Genomic DNA, 19,388 nt, shown 5'->3' with positions numbered 1-19,388 from the left:
GTACCGCAGTGTGTCAGGCGACGATCACTCCCGGCGCGTCCGGGGCGGGGGCCGCCGGGGCGCACTGCGCGCGGAGCGACTCGTGCATGGGCATCTCGGTCAGGCCCGGGAAGTAGACGTGCAGGCTGACGGCGGGCTCCAGGGAGTCGTTGACGACCTCGTGGACGTACCCGGGGGCGAACACGCGCTGCGCGCCGCCGGCGAGCGTCCGCACGCCCCGGTCCGTACGCTCCGTCAGCTCGCCCTCCAGGACGGTGAGGACGCCGGAGGAGACGCCGTGGTCGTGCGGTCCGCTGCCCTGTCCTGGCACCCAGGAGAGCAGCCACACCTCGTAGCCGGGTCCGGTGCGCAGGCGGTGGTACCAGCGGGTCGTGGCGTCGTACTCGACGTGCGGGGCCCACTGGGAGCGGTCCTCGGCGACGGAGCGCGCGAGGCCGACGAAGTCGGCCACGGTCACGGGGTGGGCGCGCTCGGGCTGGAGGAGGTGGGGGACCTCCATGATGTCGCCGGCGATCTGGAGGTCGCTGTCCATGTTCATGGGGTGGGGTGGTTCCTCAGCAGAAACAGAAGCGGTGGGGGGTCACGGGAAGAGCGGTGACACGGGTGACGCGGGTGACGCTGGGGGAGGAAGCTGGAGCTCTGCGGCATCAACAGCTGGGACGGCAACAGCAACAGCGCGCCTGGACAGCGCGGCGGAACCCACGGCTGTGGGTCGCGGAGGGCGCTGCGGTCGCTGGCATGCCACCAAAGGTGGCCGGAGGGGTACCCGACTGTCAACTCAATGCCCGATTTGGGGGTAATGTTTCACCTCATCCGGTTCTCCTTTCAGGAGAAAGGTTTGCTCATGGCCGGACCAGGAGAGATGGCGTTTCGGCCGTGCCCGCGAACCCGCGACGCGCGCGTGCAGATCCGGACGGGAAGCGACTCGTGACCCGACTGTGATCCGGGTCGCTTCCGTGGCTGGATCGCAACAAGATCCACGTCCCGGTCGTCCTTCCTGGTGAGGGTCGCACCGCACGGCCGCTCGGTACCCTGTGTCACGGTTTTTGGTGATTTGAACACTTACCGCATACGCTTGGTTCCGCAGAGTGAATACGGGGCCCAATAGCAGATCTCGGCTTGACTCGCACAGAGCACCAACTTGTAATTTCACTCGTGTCGTTCGGCCGTGTTCGCACGGCAACTCCACGGGACGCACAGAACAGACGAGGGGCGCACATGACCGAGTTGTTCCAGGAACTGCTGGTCGAGGACGCGGACGAGGAACTCGGCTGGCAGGAGCGCGCGCTGTGCGCCCAGACCGATCCCGAGTCCTTCTTCCCCGAGAAGGGCGGCTCGACCCGCGAGGCGAAAAAGGTCTGCCTCGCCTGCGAGGTCCGTTCCGAATGCCTCGAATACGCCTTGCAGAACGACGAGCGCTTCGGCATCTGGGGCGGCCTCTCGGAGCGTGAGCGGCGCCGCCTGAAGAAGGCCGCCGTCTGAACCGCCGCTGTCCGAAAAACAGCCCGGGCGTTCGCCCCGACCGCCGCCGGCCGACCGCGTCCGGACCCCCGAGCCGGGACGCGTCCACCGGGACCGCGCCGGGACGCGCGCGCCAGGACGTCCCGAACGGTCCGCCACCCGTGCACCCGAGCACGAGCGGCGGACCGTTCCGCGTGTCCGGCGCGATTCCGGCCGGTCTCCCGCCCGCGACCGTTCCGTCCCCTCTGTCCACAGGGGCCCGGGAGCTCTGTCCACAGGGCGGCGGACCGCTCCGCGCACAGCCGTTAGTGTGGGCCTCCGTCCGAGACGCTCCCCACGCCCCCCGCGGGCGACCCCCGGCCGGAGGGCCCGTAGCTCGATGTCCTCAACTCCTGAGTTCCCGCGACACGTCGTCACCGCCGTGCTCGTCACCCACGACGGCGCCCGCTGGCTGCCCGACGCCCTGGCCGGCCTGCTCGCCCAGGAACGCCCCGTGCAGAACGTGGTCGCGGCCGACACCGGCAGCGCGGACGACTCCGCACAGCTCGTCGCCGACGCCGTCGGCGCCGACCGCGTCCTGCACCTCGCGCGCCGCACCGGCTTCGGCGCCGCCGTCGAGGAGGCCGCCCGCACCGCGCCCGCGCTCGGACCCGAGGACCTGCCCTACCTGAAGCGTCCCAGCGGCTGGGACCCCGTCAGCCGCACCTGGAACGACGAGGCCTACGACCTCCCCGAACTCCCGCACGGCGAACCGGTCCAGTGGCTCTGGCTCCTCCACGACGACTGCGCGCCCGAGCCCGACGCCCTCGCCGAACTCCTGCGCGTCGCCGACTCCGACGCGTACGCCGCCGTCGTCGGCCCCAAGCTGCGCGGCTGGTACGACCGGAAGCAGCTCCTGGAGACCGGCGTCTCCATCGCCCGCAGCGGGCGCCGCTGGACCGGCCTCGACCGCCGCGAGCAGGACCAGGGCCAGCACGACCAGGTCCGCTCCGTCCTCTCCGTCTCCACCGCCGGCATGCTGGTCCGCCGCGACGTCTTCGAGGAACTCGGCGGCTTCGACCGGCGCCTGCCCCTCATGCGCGACGACGTCGACCTGTGCTGGCGCGCCCACGCCGCCGGCCACCGCGTCCTCGTCGCCCCCGACGCCGTCCTGCGGCACGCCGAGGCCGCCGCCCGCGAGCGCCGCACCGTCGACTGCGCCGGCCGCACCGCCGCCAACCCGCACCGCGTCGACAAGGCCGGAGCCGTCCACACGCTCCTCGCCAACACCCGCGGTGCCGCCCTCCCGTACGTCTTCGCGCGGCTCGTCCTCAGCACCCTGCTCCGCACCCTCGCCTACCTCGTCGGCAAGGCCCCCGTGCAGGCCGTCGACGAGGTCATGGGCCTCCTCGCCGTCCTGCTGCGCCCCGAGAAGATCCTCGCCGCCCGCAAGCGGCGCAAGAACCCGGCCGTCGCCGCGGGCGAACTGCGCCCGCTCTTCCCGCCGCCCGGCGCCACCGTCCGCGCCGCCCTCGAACAGCTCACCGCCAACTTCGGCGGCGGCGAGGCCGATTCCGGCGGCTCCCGGCGCGCGGTGGTCGAGTCCGGGCCCGGCGGCGACGACGCCGACTACCTGGAGATCGAGCAGTTCGCCCGGCTCAAGAAGATCGCCCGCAGACCCGGCCCGGTCCTCTTCGCCCTCCTCCTCGTCGTCTCCCTCGTCGCCTGCCGCAACCTCTTCTCCGGCGGTTCCCTGGCCGGCGGCGCCCTGCTGCCCGCCCCCGACACCGTCTCCGGACTCTGGTCCCGGTACGCCGACACCTGGCACCCCCTCGGCACCGGCGGCACCCAGTCCGCCCCGCCCTACCTCGCCGTCCTGGCCGCGCTCTCCGCGCTGTTCCTCGGCTCCACCTCCACCGCGCTGACCCTGCTGCTCGTCTGCTCGGTCCCGCTCGCCGGCCTCACCGCGTACTTCGCCTCCCGCGGCATCGTCGAGTCCCGGCTGCTCCGCGCCTGGGGCGCCGTCGCGTACGCCTTCCTGCCCGCCGCCACCGGCGCCCTCGCCACCGGCCGGCTCGGCACCGCCGTCCTCGCGGTCCTGCTCCCGCTGATCGGCCGCGCCGCCGTCGCCGCCCACGGCTTCAACCGGCCCGACCGGGGCAGCTGGCGCGCCACCTGGGCGTACGCCCTCCTGCTCACCCTCACGACCGCGTTCACCCCGGTCGTCTGGCCCCTCGCCGTCCTCCTCGGCCTCGGTGTCCTCGTCGTCCGCCGCTCCGACCTCACCGCGTACGGGCTCCGCTTCCTCGCCGCCGTCGGCACCCCCCTGCTCGTCCTCGCCCCCTGGTCGCTCACCCTCCTGACCGACCCCTCCGCCTTCCTGCGCGAGGCCGGCGTCGACGTCCGCACCGGCACCGCCACCGCGCTCGACCTGCTCGGCACCAGCCCCGGCGGGCCCGGCACCACCGGTGGCCTCCTCCTCATCGGCCTCGTCCTCGCCGGACTCGCCGGACTGCTGCGCGAGGAGCGCCGGCTCGCCGTCCACGCCGCCTGGGCCGCCGCCCTCGCCGGACTCCTCCTCGCCGTCCTGACCAACGGCGCGGGCGGCACCGGCTGGGCCGGACCCGCCACCCTCGTCTACGGCGCCGCCCTCGTCGCCGCAGGCATGATCGGCGCCGAGGGCGGACGCACCCGCGTCGCCGCCCACGGCTTCGGCTGGCGCCAGCCCGTCGCCGCCCTGATCGCCCTCGCCTGCGCCGCCGGCCCCGCCGTCGCCGCCGCCGGCTGGATGATCGGCGGCGCCGACGGCCCGCTGACCCGCCGCGACCCGGTCCAGGTCCCGGCCTTCGTCGCCGAGGAGAGCACCACCCGCGACCAGCCCCGCACCCTCGTCCTGGGCGGCTCCGCCCCCGGCCGGGTCGCCTACACCCTGGTCCGCGGCTCCGGCGCCCGCCTCGGCGACGCCGAACTCACCGCGACCGCCGCGGGCGACCCGCACCTGGACCGGGTCGTCGCCCTCCTGGTCGCCGGCTCCGGCGCCGACCAGACCGAACAGCTCAGCGGCTACGCGATCCGCTACGTCCTCGTACGGGACGGCGCCCCGCGCCGGATGAGCCGCGTCCTCGACGCCACCCCCGGCCTCAGCCGCCTCAGCCAGATCGACGGCAGCGCCCTCTGGCGCGTGGACCGCGAGATCGCCCGCGTCATGATCACCCCGCCCGTCGCCGGGACCGGGGCCGGGACCGAGGAGGAGACGGCCGCCGAGGCCGTCGCCGTCGCCGCCGGCCCCGTCGAGGTGCACACCGAGGTCCCCGCGGGCCCCGCCGGCCGCGTCCTGCGCCTCGCCGACCGCGCCGACGAGGGCTGGACCGCCACCCTCGACGGCGAGGAGCTGACGAGGACCACCGTCGACGGCTGGGCCCAGGGCTTCGAACTCCCCGCCCGGGGGGGCCGCCTCGACGTCACGTACGACGAGCCGCTCACCCACACCGCGTGGATCTGGACCCAGGTCGCCCTCGGCGTCGTCCTGCTCGTCCTCGCCCTGCCCGGCCGCCGCCGCGAGATCGACGACGACCTGCCCGAGGAGGAGCTCGCGATCCCCGCCCAGACCGCCGAGGGCGACGGCCGCCGCGCCCGCCGCCTGCGCGCCGCCGCCGAGGCGGAGGCCGCGGAGCGGACGCCCGCCGACGCGCCGGAGCACGAGCCGCTCCCGATCCCGATTCCGGAGCAGCAGTCCCACGAGCCCGTCGACCGGGAGGGGGAGTGGGACGGCGCACCCGACCCCGCCCCCGCCGGGGATCACGCCCAGGCCTACGCCGACCAGGCCCCCCACCAGGAGTACGCGGCCGACCCGTACCAGCAGCAGCCGTACGCGTACCCCCAGCAGGGCTACGAGCAGCAGCAGTACGAACAGCAGCAGTACGACCCGCAGGGCTACGACCGTCGGCAGTACGACGGACAGGGCTACGACCCGCAGCAGTACGACCCGTACGGCTACGGCTACGGGCACCCCCGGGGCCACGAGACCGAGCAGCGTCCCGACGGGAGCAGCAACCAGTGAAGCGCACGACCCTCTCCCTGATCGCGGGCGCCACGGCCCTCGCCGCCGTCACCGGCTTCGCCGCCCTCACCGGCCCCGACGGTGCCGCCGCCCCCGAGGCGGCGAAGGCCACCACCCGGCTGCCGGTCGAGCGCGTCGGCCTGGCCTGCCCGGCCCCGAGCTCCTCCGAGGTGGCCGAGACCGTCTACACCTCGTACACCCCGGCGGGAGCCGACGCGGGCAAGGCCGAGGCCCCCGGAGCGGGCACGGCCGGGCGGCCCACGGCCCTCCTGAAGCCCGCCGCGGGCACGACGGCCGCCGGAGGGACCGGCAAGGGCGGCAAGAAGCCCGCCGCGCCCAAGGCCCCCGCCACCGTCACGACCCCCGGCAAGCCCGTCACCGCCGAGGCGAACGGCGCGTCCGCGCCCGCCCTCACCGGCTCGGCCACCGGCGCCCTCGCCCCCGGCTGGACCGTCCAGCAGACCACCCTCGTCCCCGCGGGCGGCGCGCGCGGCCTCCTCGGCCTCGCCTGCGGCGCCCCCGACACCGAGTTCTGGTTCCCGGCCGCCTCCACCGCCCAGGCGCGCCACGACTACGTCCACCTCACCAACCCGGACGACACGGCCGCCGTCGCCGACATCGAGCTGTACGGGCCCGAGGGCGTCCTCAAGTCCCAGTTCACGGAGGGCATCCCGGTCCCCGCCCACTCCACGGTCCCGGTCCTCCTCTCCACCCTCACCCACGAGGCCGCCCAGCGGGACGTCACCGTCCACGTCACCACCCGCAGCGGACGCGTCGGCGCGGCCGTCGGCGTCGCCGACGACAAGCTCGGCAGCGACTGGATCTCCGCCTCGGCCGACCCGTCGGGCAGCGTCGTGCTCCCCGGCATCCCGGCCGACGCCGTCTCGGTGCGGCTCGTGGTCTTCGCCCCCGGCGAGGACGACGCCGACCTGAAGGTCAAGCTGTCCACCGCGAACGGCGCGATCGTCCCGGCGGGCGCCGACACCCTGCACGTGAAGTCCGGGATGACGACCTCCATCGACCTGCCGGACCTCACCCGGGGCTCGGCGGCCTCCCTGTTCCTCGCGCCCGAGGACCCGAAGAGGCCCGTCCCGGTCGTGGCCGCCCTCCAGGTGGTCCGCGGCAAGGGCGACAAGAGCGAGATCGCCTTCGTTCCGGCGGCGGAGGCGATCTCCGCCCGCGCGACGGTCGCCGACAACCGCGCCAAGGCCTCCACGCTCTCCCTGACCGCCCCCGACGCCGACGCGCAGGTCAAGGTCACGGCCTCGGCCGGCTCCGGGGCGGGCACCCCCGTGTCGAAGACGGTCACGGTCGAGGCGGGCACCACGACGGCCCTCACCGACCTCGCCCCCCAGGGCCTCAAGGGCTCCTACGCGCTGACCGTCGAGCCGGTCTCCGGCGGCAGGGTGCACGCGGCGCGGACGCTCGCCGTGACGCAGGACGGCGTCCCGATGTTCACCGTCCAGACCCTCGCCGACGACCGGGGCACGGTCGAGGTCCCGTCGGCCCACCAGGACCTGGGCGTACTGGACTGACCTCTCACGGAGGAAGCACGTGAGGCGGCCGAGGGCCGGCGGGCGAGGAATCCCGCACGTCCACCGGCGAGTCGGCAGGCGCGGAATCCCGCACGCCCACCGGTACGCCGACGGGCGCGGAATCCCGCACGCCCACCGGCCCCGCCCGGCTCAGTCCTGCCCGTACCGGGGGTCGACCGACTCGGGGGAGAGTCCGAGGAGGTCGGCGACCTGCTCCACGACCACCTCGTGGACCAGGAGCGCCCGCTCGTCCCGGCTCTTCGAGCGGATCTCGACCGGCCGCCGGTAGACGACCACCCGGGCGGGCTCGCCCTTCTCCGCCGAGATCGAACCGCCCAGCGGCACCGTCTCGCCCGGCACGGTCGGCGGCACTTCCAGGACCAGGAACTCGACGTCGGCCAGCTGCGGCCAGCGCCGTTCGAGACGCTCCACCGAATCGAGGACCAGATCGCGGAAGGTGTCGGCCCGGCTCGCGGAGAGCGGCACCTGCGGCGGCGCGACGGGGCCCCGCATCCCGCGGCCGTGCCGGTCGCGGCGGCGGACCCGGGGCTCCGCCGGGGGATCCGCGGGGCGGTGCGAAGGGCTCGGCGGCACAGGACTGTCCATCACCGACGCAGCGTAACCCCCATCGGTCCTCCGTACCGTGGCGTGTCCCCGCCACCCTCCCCGGCGCGCCCGGCCCGCGCCCGGCCCATTCCCCATCCATTCCCGAACCACTTCCGGTCCGTCCCCGTCCCACCCCCGCCCTCCTTGACGAAACCTGAACATTCCGGCCAATCGCGCGCTCGGTTCGGCGGTTCGTCACGATCGGCCATCTGGCCCCGATTGACCGGATTCGTATCCTGAAGTGTCCGAATCTCCACCTGCCCCCGGACCCCCGGCCCCCCTTCCCCGCAGGTCGGAACGGCCGCCCCGCACGGGGACGGGACGGAGCTCACACCGCGACACGGTGGAGTGACCTGAGGGAGAGTCGTCGCGGCCCGCTCAAGAGTGCGGTACCGTCCAACGTCGTGAGCCCTGTACGTCGCTGTTCGCGCACCGCGTGCGGCCGCCCTGCCGTCGCGACACTGACGTACGTCTATGCCGACTCGACTGCGGTCCTCGGCCCGCTCGCCACCTACGCCGAGCCCCACTGCTACGACCTGTGCGCCGAGCACAGCGAGCGCCTCACCGCCCCGCGCGGCTGGGAGGTCGTGCGGCTCTCCGACGGATCCGCCCCCGCCCGCCCCAGCGGCGACGACCTCGAAGCCCTGGCCAACGCGGTACGGGAGGCGGCCCGCCCCCAGGAGCGCGCGGCCGGAGGCGGCGGCAAGGGCGGCGGAGGCCGGGGCGGCGACCCCATGGAGGTCGGGCGCCGCGGGCACCTCAGGGTGCTCCGTTCCCCCGACAACTGAGCCGCCCGCCGGACCCGCACGGGCCGACACGCGCCGACGACGGAGCCGCCGACCGGGACCCGCCCGCCGGACCGGCGCGGCCCGACACGCCCCGACAACGGAGCGCAACCGGCCACCGTCCGCTTCGCTCCGCCCCACTCCGGGTAGTTTTGGCGTTCCGTACACGCGCCGCACACGCGTGCCCAGAACTCAGGAGGGTGGATCCGTGACTGCCGATCTGTCGCAGATCGTGAAGGCGTACGACATCCGCGGAGTGGTACCCGACCAGTGGGACGAGGCGCTCGCCGAGCTCTTCGGCGCCGCCTTCGTCCGCGTGACGGACGCGGACGCGATCGTCGTCGGCCACGACATGCGCCCCTCGTCGCCCGGCCTCGCGAGCGCCTTCGCGCGCGGCGCGGCGCGCCTCGGCGCCGACGTCACCCTCATCGGTCTCTGCTCGACCGACCAGCTCTACTTCGCCTCCGGCAGCCTCGGCCTGCCCGGCGCGATGTTCACCGCCTCCCACAACCCGGCCCGGTACAACGGCATCAAGATGTGCCGCGCCGGAGCCGCCCCCGTCGGCCAGGACACCGGCCTCGCCGACATCCGCGCCCTCGTGGAGGAGTGGTCGGAGAAGGGCGCCCCGGAGGCCGCCGCCACGCCCGGCGCCGTCACCGAGCGGGACACCCTCCAGGACTACGCCGCCCACCTCAAGGGCCTGGTGGACCTCACCGGCATCCGCCCGCTCAAGGTCGTCGTGGACGCGGGCAACGGCATGGGCGGCCACACCGTCCCCACCGTCTTCGAGGGCCTCCCGCTCGACACCGTCCCGATGTACTTCGAGCTGGACGGCACCTTCCCGAACCACGAGGCCAACCCGCTCGACCCGAAGAACATCGTCGACCTCCAGGCCCGCGTCCGCGAGGAGGGCGCCGACATCGGCCTCGCCTTCGACGGCGACGCCGACCGATGCTTCGTCGTCGACGAGCGCGGCGAGCCGGTCGCCCCGTCCGCGATCACGGCCCTCGTCGCCGCCCGCGAACTCGCCAAGCACCCCGGCGGAACGATCATCCACAACCTGATCACCTCCTGGTCCGTGCCCGAGGTCGTCCGCGAGCAGGGCGGCGAGGCCGTCCGCACCCGCGTCGGCCACTCCTTCATCAAGGAGGAGATGGCGAAGACCGGCGCCATCTTCGGCGGCGAGCACTCGGCCCACTACTACTTCCGGGACTTCTGGAACGCGGACACCGGCATGCTCGCCGCGCTCCACGTCCTCGCGGCCCTCGGCGGCCAGGAGGGCACCCTCTCGGAGCTGGTCGCCGCCTACGACCGCTACGCCTCCTCCGGCGAGATCAACTCCACCGTCACCGACCAGGCCGCCAGCACGGCCCGCGTCCGGGCGGCGTACGAGGGCGGGGACGGGATCACCCTCGACGAGCTCGACGGCCTCACCGTCACCGCCGCCGACTGGTGGTTCAACCTCCGCGCCTCCAACACCGAGCCGCTCCTGCGCCTCAACGTCGAGGCCCGCGACGAGGCCACCGCGGCCCGGATCCGCGACGAGGTCCTCGCCCTGGTCCGGGCGACGGACTGACCCCGCGCCCACCGCCGGGGGACGGGGCGGTCCCCGTCCCCCGGCGGTAGGCTGACCTGGCCCGAAGGCCGATCCGACGACCCGGTCCGAAGACCCGATCTTCCGAAGACCCGATCCGAGGCGCCGGTCCCGAGGGCAGCACCACCACCGTTCGTCCGCAGTTCGTCCGAAGGGACCACCCCATGCCGCTCGAAGCCGGCCTCCTGGAGATCCTGGCCTGCCCCGCGTGCCACGCTCCGCTGAACGACCGCACGGCGGACGAGACCCCCGAACTGGTCTGCACCGGCACCGACTGCGGCCTCGCCTACCCGGTCCGCGACGGCATCCCGGTCCTCCTCACGGACGAGGCCCGCCGCCCCGCGTAACCGGCCCGGGGACGACGGCCGCCGACGGGATCCGGGGCCGCCACGAGCGACGGACGCCGACGGCGGGTATCCCTTACGGGAAGGCCCGCATCCCGCGCACGCGGCGGTACGGACGACACGGGTGGCGCCGAGGGGAACCGAAGGGCCGGCCGGAGGCCGAGCGCACCCCGGAACCCCGCCCCGCACGGGCCGCCCGCACCGGCGCCCGCCGCCCCGTCCCGCCCCCGCCCGAGGGGCGCTCCCACCGAACCCGCTCACCCCGGGAGGCACCAGATGCTCGACGAGAACCTCCTCGACGCCCCGGACGACCTCGCCCTGGCCGACCGCCGCGGCCTCCTTCGCGGCGCCGCCGAAGCCGGCGCGCGGGTACGGACCGCCACCCGCCACGCCGCCGACGCCGGCATCGCGGACCTCCACCCCGAGGGCCGTCCCCGCGCCGTCCTCGTCGCGGGCTCCGGCACCGCCGCCACCGGCGTCGCCGACCTGATCGGCGCCCTCGCCGGAGCCTCCGCCCCCGTCGTACGCCTCCCTCCCACCGGCGTCGCCCCCGCCGCCGGAGCCCTGCGCTGGGCGCTGCCCGGCTGGGCCGGCTCGGTGGACCTGCTGCTGCTCCCCACCACCGACGGCTCCGAACCGGGCCTCGCGCTCCTGGCCGAGCAGGCGTACCGCCGGGGCATCACGGTCGTCGCCGTCGCCCCCCAGGGCTCCCCGCTCGCCGAGGCGGTCGGCGGCTCCCACGGCCTGTTCGTCCCGATGGCCGTCGCCCCGAACGAAATCCCCGACGAGTCCGGCGAGTACGGCGAGAACGTCGCGGCCGCCCCCGGCGCCCTCTGGGCCCTCTTCACCCCGCTGCTCGCCCTCCTCGACCGCGTCGGCCTCCTGGACGCGCCGCCGGAGGCCCTGGAGAAGGTCGCCGACCGCCTCGACCACACGGCCGAACGCTGCGGCCCGGCCGTCGCCACCTACGGCAACCCGGCGAAGACGCTCGCCGCCGAGCTGGCGGACTCGCTCCCGCTGATCTGGACCGAGGGCGCCGCCGCGGGCCCCGTCGGCCGCCGCTTCGCCGCCGTACTGGCGGAACTCGCCGGACTGCCCGCCCTCGCCGCCGAACTCCCCGAGGCCCTGCCCGCGCACGGCGTGCTGCTCGCCGGGGACTACGCGGCGGGCGCCGACCCCGACGACTTCTTCCGCGACCGGGTCGACGAACCGCAGGCCCTGCGCGCCCGGGTGGTCCTGCTCCGCGACCGGCCGGCCGGCGGCCTCAGCGCCGCCCCCGCCGCCCGGGAACTGGCCCTCGGCCACGAGACCGCCGTCAGCGAACTGGAGCCGGAGGAGGGCGGCGACCTGGAGACCCTCGCGGAACTCCTCGCCGTGACCGACTTCGCGGCCGTCTACCTGGCCCTGGCCGCCCGGAGCACCCCGGCCCCGTAGGGACCCGGCCCGCGGACCCCGCTCCCGTACGCCACGGGCCGCGGGACCCCGGGCCGCGCCACCGCACCACGACCCGGCCCCGGCCCGCGCCACCGTGCCGGAGCCCGGACCGCGACACCCCACCGGACCCCGGACCCAGGGCCGCCCGACCGCACCGCACCCCGGCCGCGCGGCCCCACCCCGTACCGTCCACCACCCCGTCACCCACCCGTCATCCATCCCCTGTCATCTGTCTCCCGTGTCTCCCGACACCCGCACACCCGTCACCCACCCGAGGAGCTGGCAGGCACCATGGACCGCCTCGTCAACACCGTCCGCCCCTACGCCTGGGGATCCACGACGGCCATCCCGGCACTCCTGGGCACCGCCCCCACCGGCGAGCCGCAGGCCGAGATGTGGATGGGCGCCCACCCCGGTGCCCCCTCCCGCACCGAGCGCGGCCCGCTGGACGAGCTGATCGACGCCGACCCCGTACGCGAACTGGGCGAGCGGACCGTCGAGAGGTTCGGCCCGCACCTCCCCTTCCTCTTCAAGGTCCTCGCCGCCGGCGCCCCCCTCTCCCTCCAGGTCCACCCCGACCTCGACCAGGCGCGCTCCGGATTCGCCGCCGAGGAGGCCGCGGGCATCCCGATCGACGCCCCGCACCGCACCTACAGGGACGCCAACCACAAACCCGAACTGATCTGCGCCCTCACCCCCTTCGAGGGGTTCTGCGGCTTCCGCGCCCCCGCCGACGCCGCCGACCTGATCGCCGCCCTCGGCGTCGACGCCCTCAAGCCGTACGTGGACCTGCTGCACGCCCACCCCGAGGAGGCCGCGCTCCGCGAGGTCCTGACGGCCCTGCTCACCGCCGACCCGGAGGAGACGGCGCACACCGTCGCCGAGGCCACCGCCGCCGCCGACCGCCTCGGCGGCGCCCACGCCCCGTACGCGCGCCTCGCCCACCACTACCCGGACGACCCCGGCGTCGTCGCCGCCATGCTCCTGCACCACGTACGGCTCAAGCCCGGCGAGGCGCTCTACCTCGGCGCGGGCGTCCCGCACGCCTACCTCGACGGCCTCGGCGTCGAGATCATGGCCAACTCCGACAACGTCCTGCGCTGCGGCCTCACCCCCAAGCACGTCGACGTCACCGAACTCCTCAAGGTCGTCCGCTTCGAACCCGCCGACCCGGCCGTCCTGCGCCCCGAGGCCTCCCCGTCGGGCGAGGAGGTCTACGAGACCCCGACCGACGAGTTCCGCCTCTCCCGCTTCGTACGGGCCGAGGACGCCGCCCCCACCGACCTCACCGCCCCCACCCCCCAGATCCTGCTGGCCGTCGCGGGCCGCCCGACGGCCGGCGACCTCGCCCTCGCCCCCGGCGAATCCGTCTTCGTACCGGCCGGAGAGCGCATCCAACTGACCGGAGCGGGTACGGTCTTCCGCGCCACCGTGGCGGCCTGATGCGACAATGACCGGCCGAACCGCGGCGAACGAGCCGGAGCACCGACGAAGGGAACCCCTACACCCATGAGCGCGTCAGGCGGAACCAAGGCGATCGTGGCGGCCCTCGCCGCCAACCTGGCGATCGCCGCAGCCAAGTTCGTGGCGTTCCTCTTCAGCGGTTCGTCCTCGATGCTCGCGGAGAGCGTCCACTCGCTCGCCGACTCCGGCAACCAGGGCCTGCTGCTCCTCGGCGGCAAGAAGGCCCGGCGCGAGGCGACCCCGCAGCACCCCTTCGGCTACGGCCGCGAGCGGTACATCTACGCCTTCCTCGTCTCCATCGTGCTCTTCTCCGTCGGCGGCATGTTCGCCATCTACGAGGGCTACGAGAAGGTCCACGACCCGCACGAGATCGAGGCCTGGTACTGGCCGGTCGGCGTCCTCGTCTTCGCGATCATCGCCGAGTCCTTCTCCTTCCGCACCGCCATCAAGGAGTCGAACCCGCTCCGCGGCAACCTCTCCTGGAAGGAGTTCGTCCGCCGCGCCAAGGCCCCCGAGCTCCCCGTCGTCCTCCTGGAGGACCTCGGCGCCCTCGTCGGCCTCGTCCTGGCCCTCGGCGGCGTCGGCCTCGCCATCCTCACCGGCAACGGCGTCTGGGACGGCATCGGCACCCTCTGCATCGGCGTCCTGCTCATCCTGATCGCCCTCGTCCTCGCCGTCGAGACCAAGTCGCTCCTCCTGGGCGAGGCCGCCGGCACCGCCGAGGTCGCGAAGATCGAGGCCGCCGTCGTCGACGGCCGGACCGTCACCCGCCTCATCCACATGCGCACGCTCCACCTCGGCCCCGAGGAGCTCCTCGTCGCCGCCAAGATCGCCGTCGCGCACGACGACACCGCCACCGAGGTCGCGCAGGCCATCAACGCCGCCGAGGAGCGCATCCGCGCCGCCGTCCCGATCGCCCGGGTCATCTACCTGGAGCCCGACATCTACAGCGAGAAGGAGGCCGCGGCGGGCCCCGACCCGGCCGCGACCCCGGGCGGCCCGGGCCACTGACCCGCCCCCGACCGACAGCCGGCAACGGCCGGCAACGGCCGGATCCAGCCACCGAGACCACCCCGCCGGGCCCCCGGTCCGTACGTACGGACCGGGGGCCCGGTGCGTACGGTCCGGGCCCCGGGTCTCCCGGAGAAGTGCCGGGGCTCAATGCGGACTGTGGCCCACCGTGCCGATCGGTGTAGATTCGTGACCAGCCAGACGTCGCTGCTGATGGCGGTCGGGCGGTCCGGAGGACCGGCCGAGGGAGAGAGGGCCTCCGACGACGGCACCATGGAAGTCCGGGCATTCGTGTGCCCGGGATCACCGCCGTGGTGCCCGGCGCCCGAACGACCCTCGTACCCGACCCATGAGGAGCAGCCCCGTCATGACGACCGCAGCCCACCAGGACTTCAAGGTCGCCGACCTCTCCCTGGCCGCCTTCGGCCGCAAGGAGATCACCCTCGCCGAGCACGAGATGCCCGGCCTGATGTCGATCCGCCGCGAGTACGCCGAGCAGCAGCCCCTCGCCGGCGCCCGCGTCACCGGCTCCCTGCACATGACCGTGCAGACCGCCGTCCTCATCGAGACCCTGGTCGCCCTCGGCGCCGAGGTCCGCTGGGCCTCCTGCAACATCTTCTCCACCCAGGACCACGCCGCCGCGGCCATCGCCGTCGGCCCGGACGGCACCCCGGAGAACCCCCAGGGCGTCCCGGTCTTCGCCTGGAAGGGCGAGACCCTGGAGGAGTACTGGTGGTGCACCGAGCAGGCCCTCACCTGGCCGAACTCGCCCACCGGCGGCCCGAACATGATCCTGGACGACGGCGGTGACGCCACCCTCCTCGTCCACAAGGGCGTCGAGTTCGAGAAGGCGGGCTCCGCCCCGGACCCGGCCACCGCGGACAGCGAGGAGTACGCCCACATCCTGCGCCTCCTCAACCGCACCCTCGGTGAGAACCCGCAGAAGTGGACCCAGCTGGCGTCCGAGATCCGCGGCGTGACCGAGGAGACCACCACCGGCGTCCACCGCCTGTACGAGATGCACCGGGACGGCACGCTGCTGTTCCCGGCCATCAACGTGAACGACGCCGTGACGAAGTCGAAGTTCGACAACAAGTACGGCTGCCGCCACTCCCTGATCGACGGCATCAACCGCGCCACCGACGTCCTCATCGGCGGCAAGACGGCGGTCGTCTGCGGCTACGGCGACGTCGGCAAGGGCTGCGCCGAGTCCCTGCGCGGCCAGGGCGCCCGCGTGATCATCACCGAGATCGACCCGATCTGCGCGCTCCAGGCGGCGATGGACGGCTACCAGGTCACGACCCTGGACGAGGTCGTCGAGACCGCCGACATCTTCGTCACCACGACCGGCAACAAGGACATCATCATGGCCGCCGACATGGCCAGGATGAAGCACCAGGCCATCGTCGGGAACATCGGCCACTTCGACAACGAGATCGACATGGCCGGCCTCGCGCAGACCCCCGGCATCGTCAAGGACGAGGTCAAGCCGCAGGTCCACACCTGGACGTTCCCCGACGGCAAGGTCCTCATCGTCCTGTCCGAGGGCCGCCTGCTGAACCTGGGCAACGCGACCGGCCACCCCTCCTTCGTGATGTCGAACTCCTTCGCGGACCAGACCCTGGCCCAGATCGAGCTCTTCACCAAGCCGCAGGAGTACCCGACCGACGTCTACGTCCTCCCCAAGCACCTGGACGAGAAGGTCGCCCGCCTCCACCTGGACTCGCTCGGCGTCAAGCTGACGACGCTGCGCCCGGAGCAGGCCGCCTACATCGGCGTCGAGGTCGAGGGCCCGTACAAGTCGGACCACTACCGCTACTGACGGACCCCGCGGAGCACGTCCGCGGAACACGCCGGCAGAGGAACCAGGCAGGCCCCCCGCACCCCCGTGCCGGGGGGCCTGCCCCGTCCCGCCCCCTTGCTACCCCTCCTGGAAGCCACCCGAGGACCCATGCCCCGCGGCCGTTATTCGCTCCATGACCCGCACGATCACACCCCCCTCGGCGAAGAACACTTCCACTGCGCGCCGGGCCCCTCCGGCTGGCGCTACGTCGCGCAGACCACCACCCCCTCCGGTGATCACCGGGGCTCCGTCGACCTGGCCGTCGACGAACTGGGCCGCCCCATCCGCCTCGAACTGCACGCCGCCGGCTGGCAGGTCCGCGGCGCGGCCCTCGACGGCGTCACCTGGGTCCGCACGGACCCCACCGGAGCCGATGCCACCGAAGGCAATGTGCGCGCCCACGCCTTCACCGGCAACTCCCCGGCGTTCCTCGTCGCCCTCACGCGACTCCTGCGTCTCACCCCCGATTCCCCCGAGACCCGTGTCAGGCTCGTCGCCTTCACGGACCCGGTGCTCGCCCCCCTCACGGTCGACCAGTCCTGGGCCCTGCTGAGAAGTGAAGCGCACCCCACTGACAACGGCCCCCTGACGGTGGACGAGTACCAGGTCAGCGCCCTGGACACGGGCGAACGGCACACCGTCCACATCGCCGGGGACGTGGTCCTCGCGGCCCCCGGCGTCGAACTCGAAGACCTCGACACCCCGCCCTCGGTCTTCCCCTGAGCCGAGGGCCCGCCGAGCACCGGCCCCCGGACGTCAGGCGGGCGGAACGAACCCGGTGGCGGCCGGCCCGTCCTCACGGGAGGACCCGGAGCCCGGGGAAGCACTCACCGGAGGAACGCCCGAAGAGGAAGCGACCGGAGGAAAGGCTTCCGGAGGAAAGGCTTCCGGAGGAGCGGCTTCCGGAAGAAATCCCGGAGAAACAGCCTCCGGAGGAACGACCGGAGGAACCGCCTGAGGCGCGGCGGGAGGAACGGCCCCGGCCGGAACGGCGACGACCCCACCGGCCCCGGACCCGCCCCCCACCACGCCCCCCGCTCCGGCCCCGGCCCCCGTGAACGCCCGCCGCGCGTCCCGCGCCTGCCGCTCGGCCACCACCCCCGCCAGATACGCTTCCGCCGGCACCCCCGCGGGCGGCGGCGTTCCCGTCCGGCCCACCAGTTCGCCGGCCAGGCGCTCGGCGAGCCGCCGCCCCACGGCCGGATCCAGTTCACGCGCGCGCGTGAGGTACTGGCGTATCTCCAGCCACAGCGGCTCCGGCACCGCCGAAAGATCGAGCCCGGTGAACCGCCCCACCAGCCACGGCGGCGGCGGGGGAACGGGCAGGACCCGCGCGGCGGGCATCCGCTCCCGCACGACCAGCGTCCCCGCGAACACGTCCCCGAGCCGCCGTCCGCGCTCGGACACCAACGACGCGACACAGGCGACGACGCCGAAGGTCATCAGGATCTCCACGACCCCCATGGCCCCCCGCACCAGCGCGTGCCGGAAGCGGATCGGCCCGCCGTCGTCCCGTACGACCCGCAGGCCACAGGCCATCTTCCCGAGCGACCGCCCGTGGGACAGCGTCTCCACGGCTATCGGCGCCCCCACCAGGACCAGCAGGAAGGCCACGATGGAGACGGCCGTCACCGCCGCCTCGTCCAGCGAGGCCGTGGCGACCGCGAGCCCGACCATGACCAGCAGGTACACGGCCCACACCACGGCCAGATCGACGAGCACGGCGAGCGCCCGGCTCGGCAGCCGCGCGGGCTGCAACCCCAGTACGACGGCATCGCCCGTCACCACACCACTCACGGCACCCACCCACCCTTCTCCGGCCTTCCCGACCCCCCGAACGCCAGTCTGCCAAGCTGACCCCCAGCGCGCCGCAGTAGTACGGACCCGTCCGCAGCCAGTCCTGGAGCAGCAGCCGATCATGGACCTCGACGTCTACGTCACCGCCCACCGCGCGGAGTGGGAACGCCTCGACCAGCTCCTGCGCCGGGGCGGGAAGCTCACGGGCGCCGAGGCGGACGAGCTCGTGGCCCTGTACCAGCGCGCGGCCACCCACCTCTCGATCGTGCAGTCCAGCACCCCGGACCCCCTCCTCACGGCCCGGCTCACCCAACTCGTGGCACGCGCCCGCGCCACCGTGACCGGCACCCGCCGCTCCTCGTGGCGCGACGCGGCCCGCTTCCTCACCGCCGGCTTCCCGGCGGCCGTCCACGGCTCCCGCCACTGGTGGATCCCCACCGCCGTCCTCTCCATCCTGCTCGCCGTCCTCATCGGCTGGTGGATCGGTACGCACCCGGAGGTCCAGGCCTCGATCGGCGCCCCCGCCGAACTCCGCGAGATGACCCGCCCCGGCGGCCAGTACGAGACGTACTACTCGAGCCACCCGGCGGCCTCCTTCGCCGCCCAGGTCTGGACGAACAACGCCCAGGCCGCCGCCATGTGCCTGGTCCTGGGCGCCTTCCTGGGGATCCCGGTCCTCTTGATCCTCTTCCTGAACATGCTGAACCTCGGCGTCGGCATCGGCCTGATGTCCTCCGCCGGCCGCCTCGACGTGTTCCTGGGCCTGGTCCTCCCTCATGGCCTGCTCGAACTGACCGCCGTCTTCGTGGCCGCCGGCACCGGCCTCCGCCTCGGCTGGACCGTCGTCGAACCGGGCCCCACCACCCGCCGCGCGGCACTCGCGGAACGGGGCCGTGCGGCCGTCGGCATGGCCGTCGGGCTGGCCCTGGTCCTCTTCGTCTCGGGCCTGATCGAAGGCTTCGTCACCCCTTCCGACCTGCCCACCTGGGCCCGCATCACCATCGGCATCGCCGCCGAGCTGGCGTTCCTCGCGTACGTCTACGTCCTCGGCGGCCGCGCCTCCCGCGCCGGCGACCGGGGCGACCTCGAAGAGCCCGACCGCAGCGCCGCGCTCCCCACCGCGGCCTGATGTGCGTACGACCCCGACGAGCTGCTAGTCTCCTCCGGTGCCCGCAAAAGCTGTTGACACGGCGATTGCGGGGAGGTAGATTTGAACAGTTGCCTGGAGCTGGACAGCTCGGCAGCAGCCAAGTAAAGTCTCACTCACTCCGGTCGGGAATTTCGATTCCCCGGAGTCACCCCGATTCTTATCCGAATCACGAAAGCCACCGATTAGGTCGGCCGAAATGAATCTGATAAAGTCGGAAACGCCGAAAGGCCCCCGGAGCGAAAGCGAATGGGACCGGAAAGCACCGAGGAAATCGGATCGGAAAGATCTGATAGAGTCGGAGACGCAAGACCGAAGGGAAAAGCCC

Annotated in this window: 15 protein-coding genes; 12 read left to right on the top strand and 3 right to left on the bottom strand. The window is 73.8% G+C overall.

What is annotated here, in order from left to right:
• Nucleotides 1-13: 13 nt before the first annotated feature.
• Nucleotides 14-538, bottom strand: a complete 525-nt coding sequence (locus ACFY7E_RS31565) for a cupin domain-containing protein (protein ID WP_389490969.1) — start codon at nt 536-538, stop codon at nt 14-16.
• Nucleotides 539-1,218: 680 nt separating this feature from the next.
• On the opposite strand from ACFY7E_RS31565, the gene ACFY7E_RS31560 reads away from it, so the two are divergent.
• The 3 genes from ACFY7E_RS31560 (at nt 1,219) to ACFY7E_RS31550 (ending at nt 7,035) form a co-directional block, all read left to right on the top strand.
• Nucleotides 1,219-1,482, top strand: coding sequence for a WhiB family transcriptional regulator (locus tag ACFY7E_RS31560; RefSeq protein ID WP_015033978.1), 264 nt, complete (start codon nt 1,219-1,221; stop codon nt 1,480-1,482).
• A gap of 358 nt (nt 1,483-1,840) precedes the next feature.
• Nucleotides 1,841-5,500 carry a glycosyltransferase family 2 protein gene (locus tag ACFY7E_RS31555; RefSeq protein ID WP_389490966.1) on the top strand — a complete coding sequence of 1,220 codons (3,660 nt, stop codon included), beginning with the start codon at nt 1,841-1,843 and terminating at the stop codon, nt 5,498-5,500.
• Nucleotides 5,497-7,035, top strand: coding sequence for a DUF5719 family protein (locus ACFY7E_RS31550; RefSeq protein WP_389490963.1), 1,539 nt, complete (start codon nt 5,497-5,499; stop codon nt 7,033-7,035). The genes ACFY7E_RS31555 and ACFY7E_RS31550 overlap by 4 nt, the downstream gene beginning before the upstream one ends.
• A gap of 150 nt (nt 7,036-7,185) precedes the next feature.
• Here the strand turns inward: ACFY7E_RS31550 and ACFY7E_RS31545 are convergent, their stop codons facing one another.
• Nucleotides 7,186-7,641, bottom strand: a complete 456-nt coding sequence (locus ACFY7E_RS31545) for a metallopeptidase family protein (protein WP_389491005.1) — start codon at nt 7,639-7,641, stop codon at nt 7,186-7,188.
• A 353-nt stretch (nt 7,642-7,994) separates the two neighbouring features.
• Here ACFY7E_RS31545 and ACFY7E_RS31540 point away from each other — a divergent pair, with 353 nt between their 5' ends.
• The 8 genes from ACFY7E_RS31540 (at nt 7,995) to ACFY7E_RS31505 (ending at nt 16,839) form a co-directional block, all read left to right on the top strand.
• Nucleotides 7,995-8,429: a DUF3499 domain-containing protein gene (locus tag ACFY7E_RS31540; protein ID WP_383441751.1), complete on the top strand. Its 435-nt coding sequence runs from the start codon at nt 7,995-7,997 to the stop codon at nt 8,427-8,429.
• Nucleotides 8,430-8,634: 205 nt separating this feature from the next.
• Nucleotides 8,635-10,002 (top strand): phosphomannomutase/phosphoglucomutase, encoded by a 1,368-nt coding sequence (locus tag ACFY7E_RS31535; RefSeq protein WP_389490961.1) that lies wholly within the window; start codon nt 8,635-8,637, stop codon nt 10,000-10,002.
• A gap of 182 nt (nt 10,003-10,184) precedes the next feature.
• Entirely contained in the window at nt 10,185-10,367 is a 183-nt protein-coding gene (locus ACFY7E_RS31530) for a Trm112 family protein (protein ID WP_030221689.1), read from the top strand.
• A 273-nt stretch (nt 10,368-10,640) separates the two neighbouring features.
• Nucleotides 10,641-11,798, top strand: a complete 1,158-nt coding sequence (locus ACFY7E_RS31525) for an SIS domain-containing protein (RefSeq protein ID WP_389490957.1) — start codon at nt 10,641-10,643, stop codon at nt 11,796-11,798.
• Between the two features lie 291 nt (nt 11,799-12,089).
• Nucleotides 12,090-13,241 (top strand): mannose-6-phosphate isomerase, class I, encoded by a 1,152-nt coding sequence (gene manA / locus ACFY7E_RS31520; RefSeq protein WP_389490954.1) that lies wholly within the window; start codon nt 12,090-12,092, stop codon nt 13,239-13,241.
• Between the two features lie 66 nt (nt 13,242-13,307).
• Nucleotides 13,308-14,273: a cation diffusion facilitator family transporter gene (locus ACFY7E_RS31515; protein WP_389490951.1), complete on the top strand. Its 966-nt coding sequence runs from the start codon at nt 13,308-13,310 to the stop codon at nt 14,271-14,273.
• A gap of 367 nt (nt 14,274-14,640) precedes the next feature.
• Nucleotides 14,641-16,095, top strand: coding sequence for an adenosylhomocysteinase (ahcY, locus tag ACFY7E_RS31510; protein ID WP_389490948.1), 1,455 nt, complete (start codon nt 14,641-14,643; stop codon nt 16,093-16,095).
• Between the two features lie 129 nt (nt 16,096-16,224).
• Nucleotides 16,225-16,839: a hypothetical protein gene (locus tag ACFY7E_RS31505; RefSeq protein ID WP_389490945.1), complete on the top strand. Its 615-nt coding sequence runs from the start codon at nt 16,225-16,227 to the stop codon at nt 16,837-16,839.
• A gap of 33 nt (nt 16,840-16,872) precedes the next feature.
• Here the strand turns inward: ACFY7E_RS31505 and ACFY7E_RS31500 are convergent, their stop codons facing one another.
• Nucleotides 16,873-17,913, bottom strand: coding sequence for an RDD family protein (locus ACFY7E_RS31500; RefSeq protein WP_389490942.1), 1,041 nt, complete (start codon nt 17,911-17,913; stop codon nt 16,873-16,875).
• Nucleotides 17,914-18,034: 121 nt separating this feature from the next.
• Here ACFY7E_RS31500 and ACFY7E_RS31495 point away from each other — a divergent pair, with 121 nt between their 5' ends.
• The gene (locus ACFY7E_RS31495; RefSeq protein WP_389490939.1) at nt 18,035-19,042 is read left to right on the top strand and encodes a stage II sporulation protein M; all 1,008 of its coding nucleotides are present in this window, start codon (nt 18,035-18,037) and stop codon (nt 19,040-19,042) included.
• Nucleotides 19,043-19,388: the final 346 nt, after the last annotated feature.

Origin of the sequence: Streptomyces sp. NPDC012825 (genome assembly GCF_042900925.1) — a bacterium.
GTDB lineage: Bacteria > Actinomycetota > Actinomycetes > Streptomycetales > Streptomycetaceae > Streptomyces.
This window is presented reverse-complemented; position numbering and strand designations above follow the sequence as displayed.

What these genes read in the sequence shown, in the direction of transcription:
- ACFY7E_RS31515 (WP_389490951.1), top strand. Translation starts at nt 13,308, where the DNA reads ATGAGCGCGTCAGGCGGAACCAAGGCGATCGTGGCGGCCCTCGCCGCC.
- ACFY7E_RS31505 (WP_389490945.1), top strand. Translation starts at nt 16,225, where the DNA reads ATGCCCCGCGGCCGTTATTCGCTCCATGACCCGCACGATCACACCCCC.
- ACFY7E_RS31530 (WP_030221689.1), top strand. Translation starts at nt 10,185, where the DNA reads ATGCCGCTCGAAGCCGGCCTCCTGGAGATCCTGGCCTGCCCCGCGTGC.
- manA (WP_389490954.1), top strand. Translation starts at nt 12,090, where the DNA reads ATGGACCGCCTCGTCAACACCGTCCGCCCCTACGCCTGGGGATCCACG.
- ACFY7E_RS31495 (WP_389490939.1), top strand. Translation starts at nt 18,035, where the DNA reads ATGGACCTCGACGTCTACGTCACCGCCCACCGCGCGGAGTGGGAACGC.
- ACFY7E_RS31555 (WP_389490966.1), top strand. Translation starts at nt 1,841, where the DNA reads ATGTCCTCAACTCCTGAGTTCCCGCGACACGTCGTCACCGCCGTGCTC.
- ahcY (WP_389490948.1), top strand. Translation starts at nt 14,641, where the DNA reads ATGACGACCGCAGCCCACCAGGACTTCAAGGTCGCCGACCTCTCCCTG.
- ACFY7E_RS31545 (WP_389491005.1), bottom strand. Translation starts at nt 7,641, where the DNA reads ATGGACAGTCCTGTGCCGCCGAGCCCTTCGCACCGCCCCGCGGATCCC.
- ACFY7E_RS31560 (WP_015033978.1), top strand. Translation starts at nt 1,219, where the DNA reads ATGACCGAGTTGTTCCAGGAACTGCTGGTCGAGGACGCGGACGAGGAA.
- ACFY7E_RS31565 (WP_389490969.1), bottom strand. Translation starts at nt 538, where the DNA reads ATGAACATGGACAGCGACCTCCAGATCGCCGGCGACATCATGGAGGTC.
- ACFY7E_RS31525 (WP_389490957.1), top strand. Translation starts at nt 10,641, where the DNA reads ATGCTCGACGAGAACCTCCTCGACGCCCCGGACGACCTCGCCCTGGCC.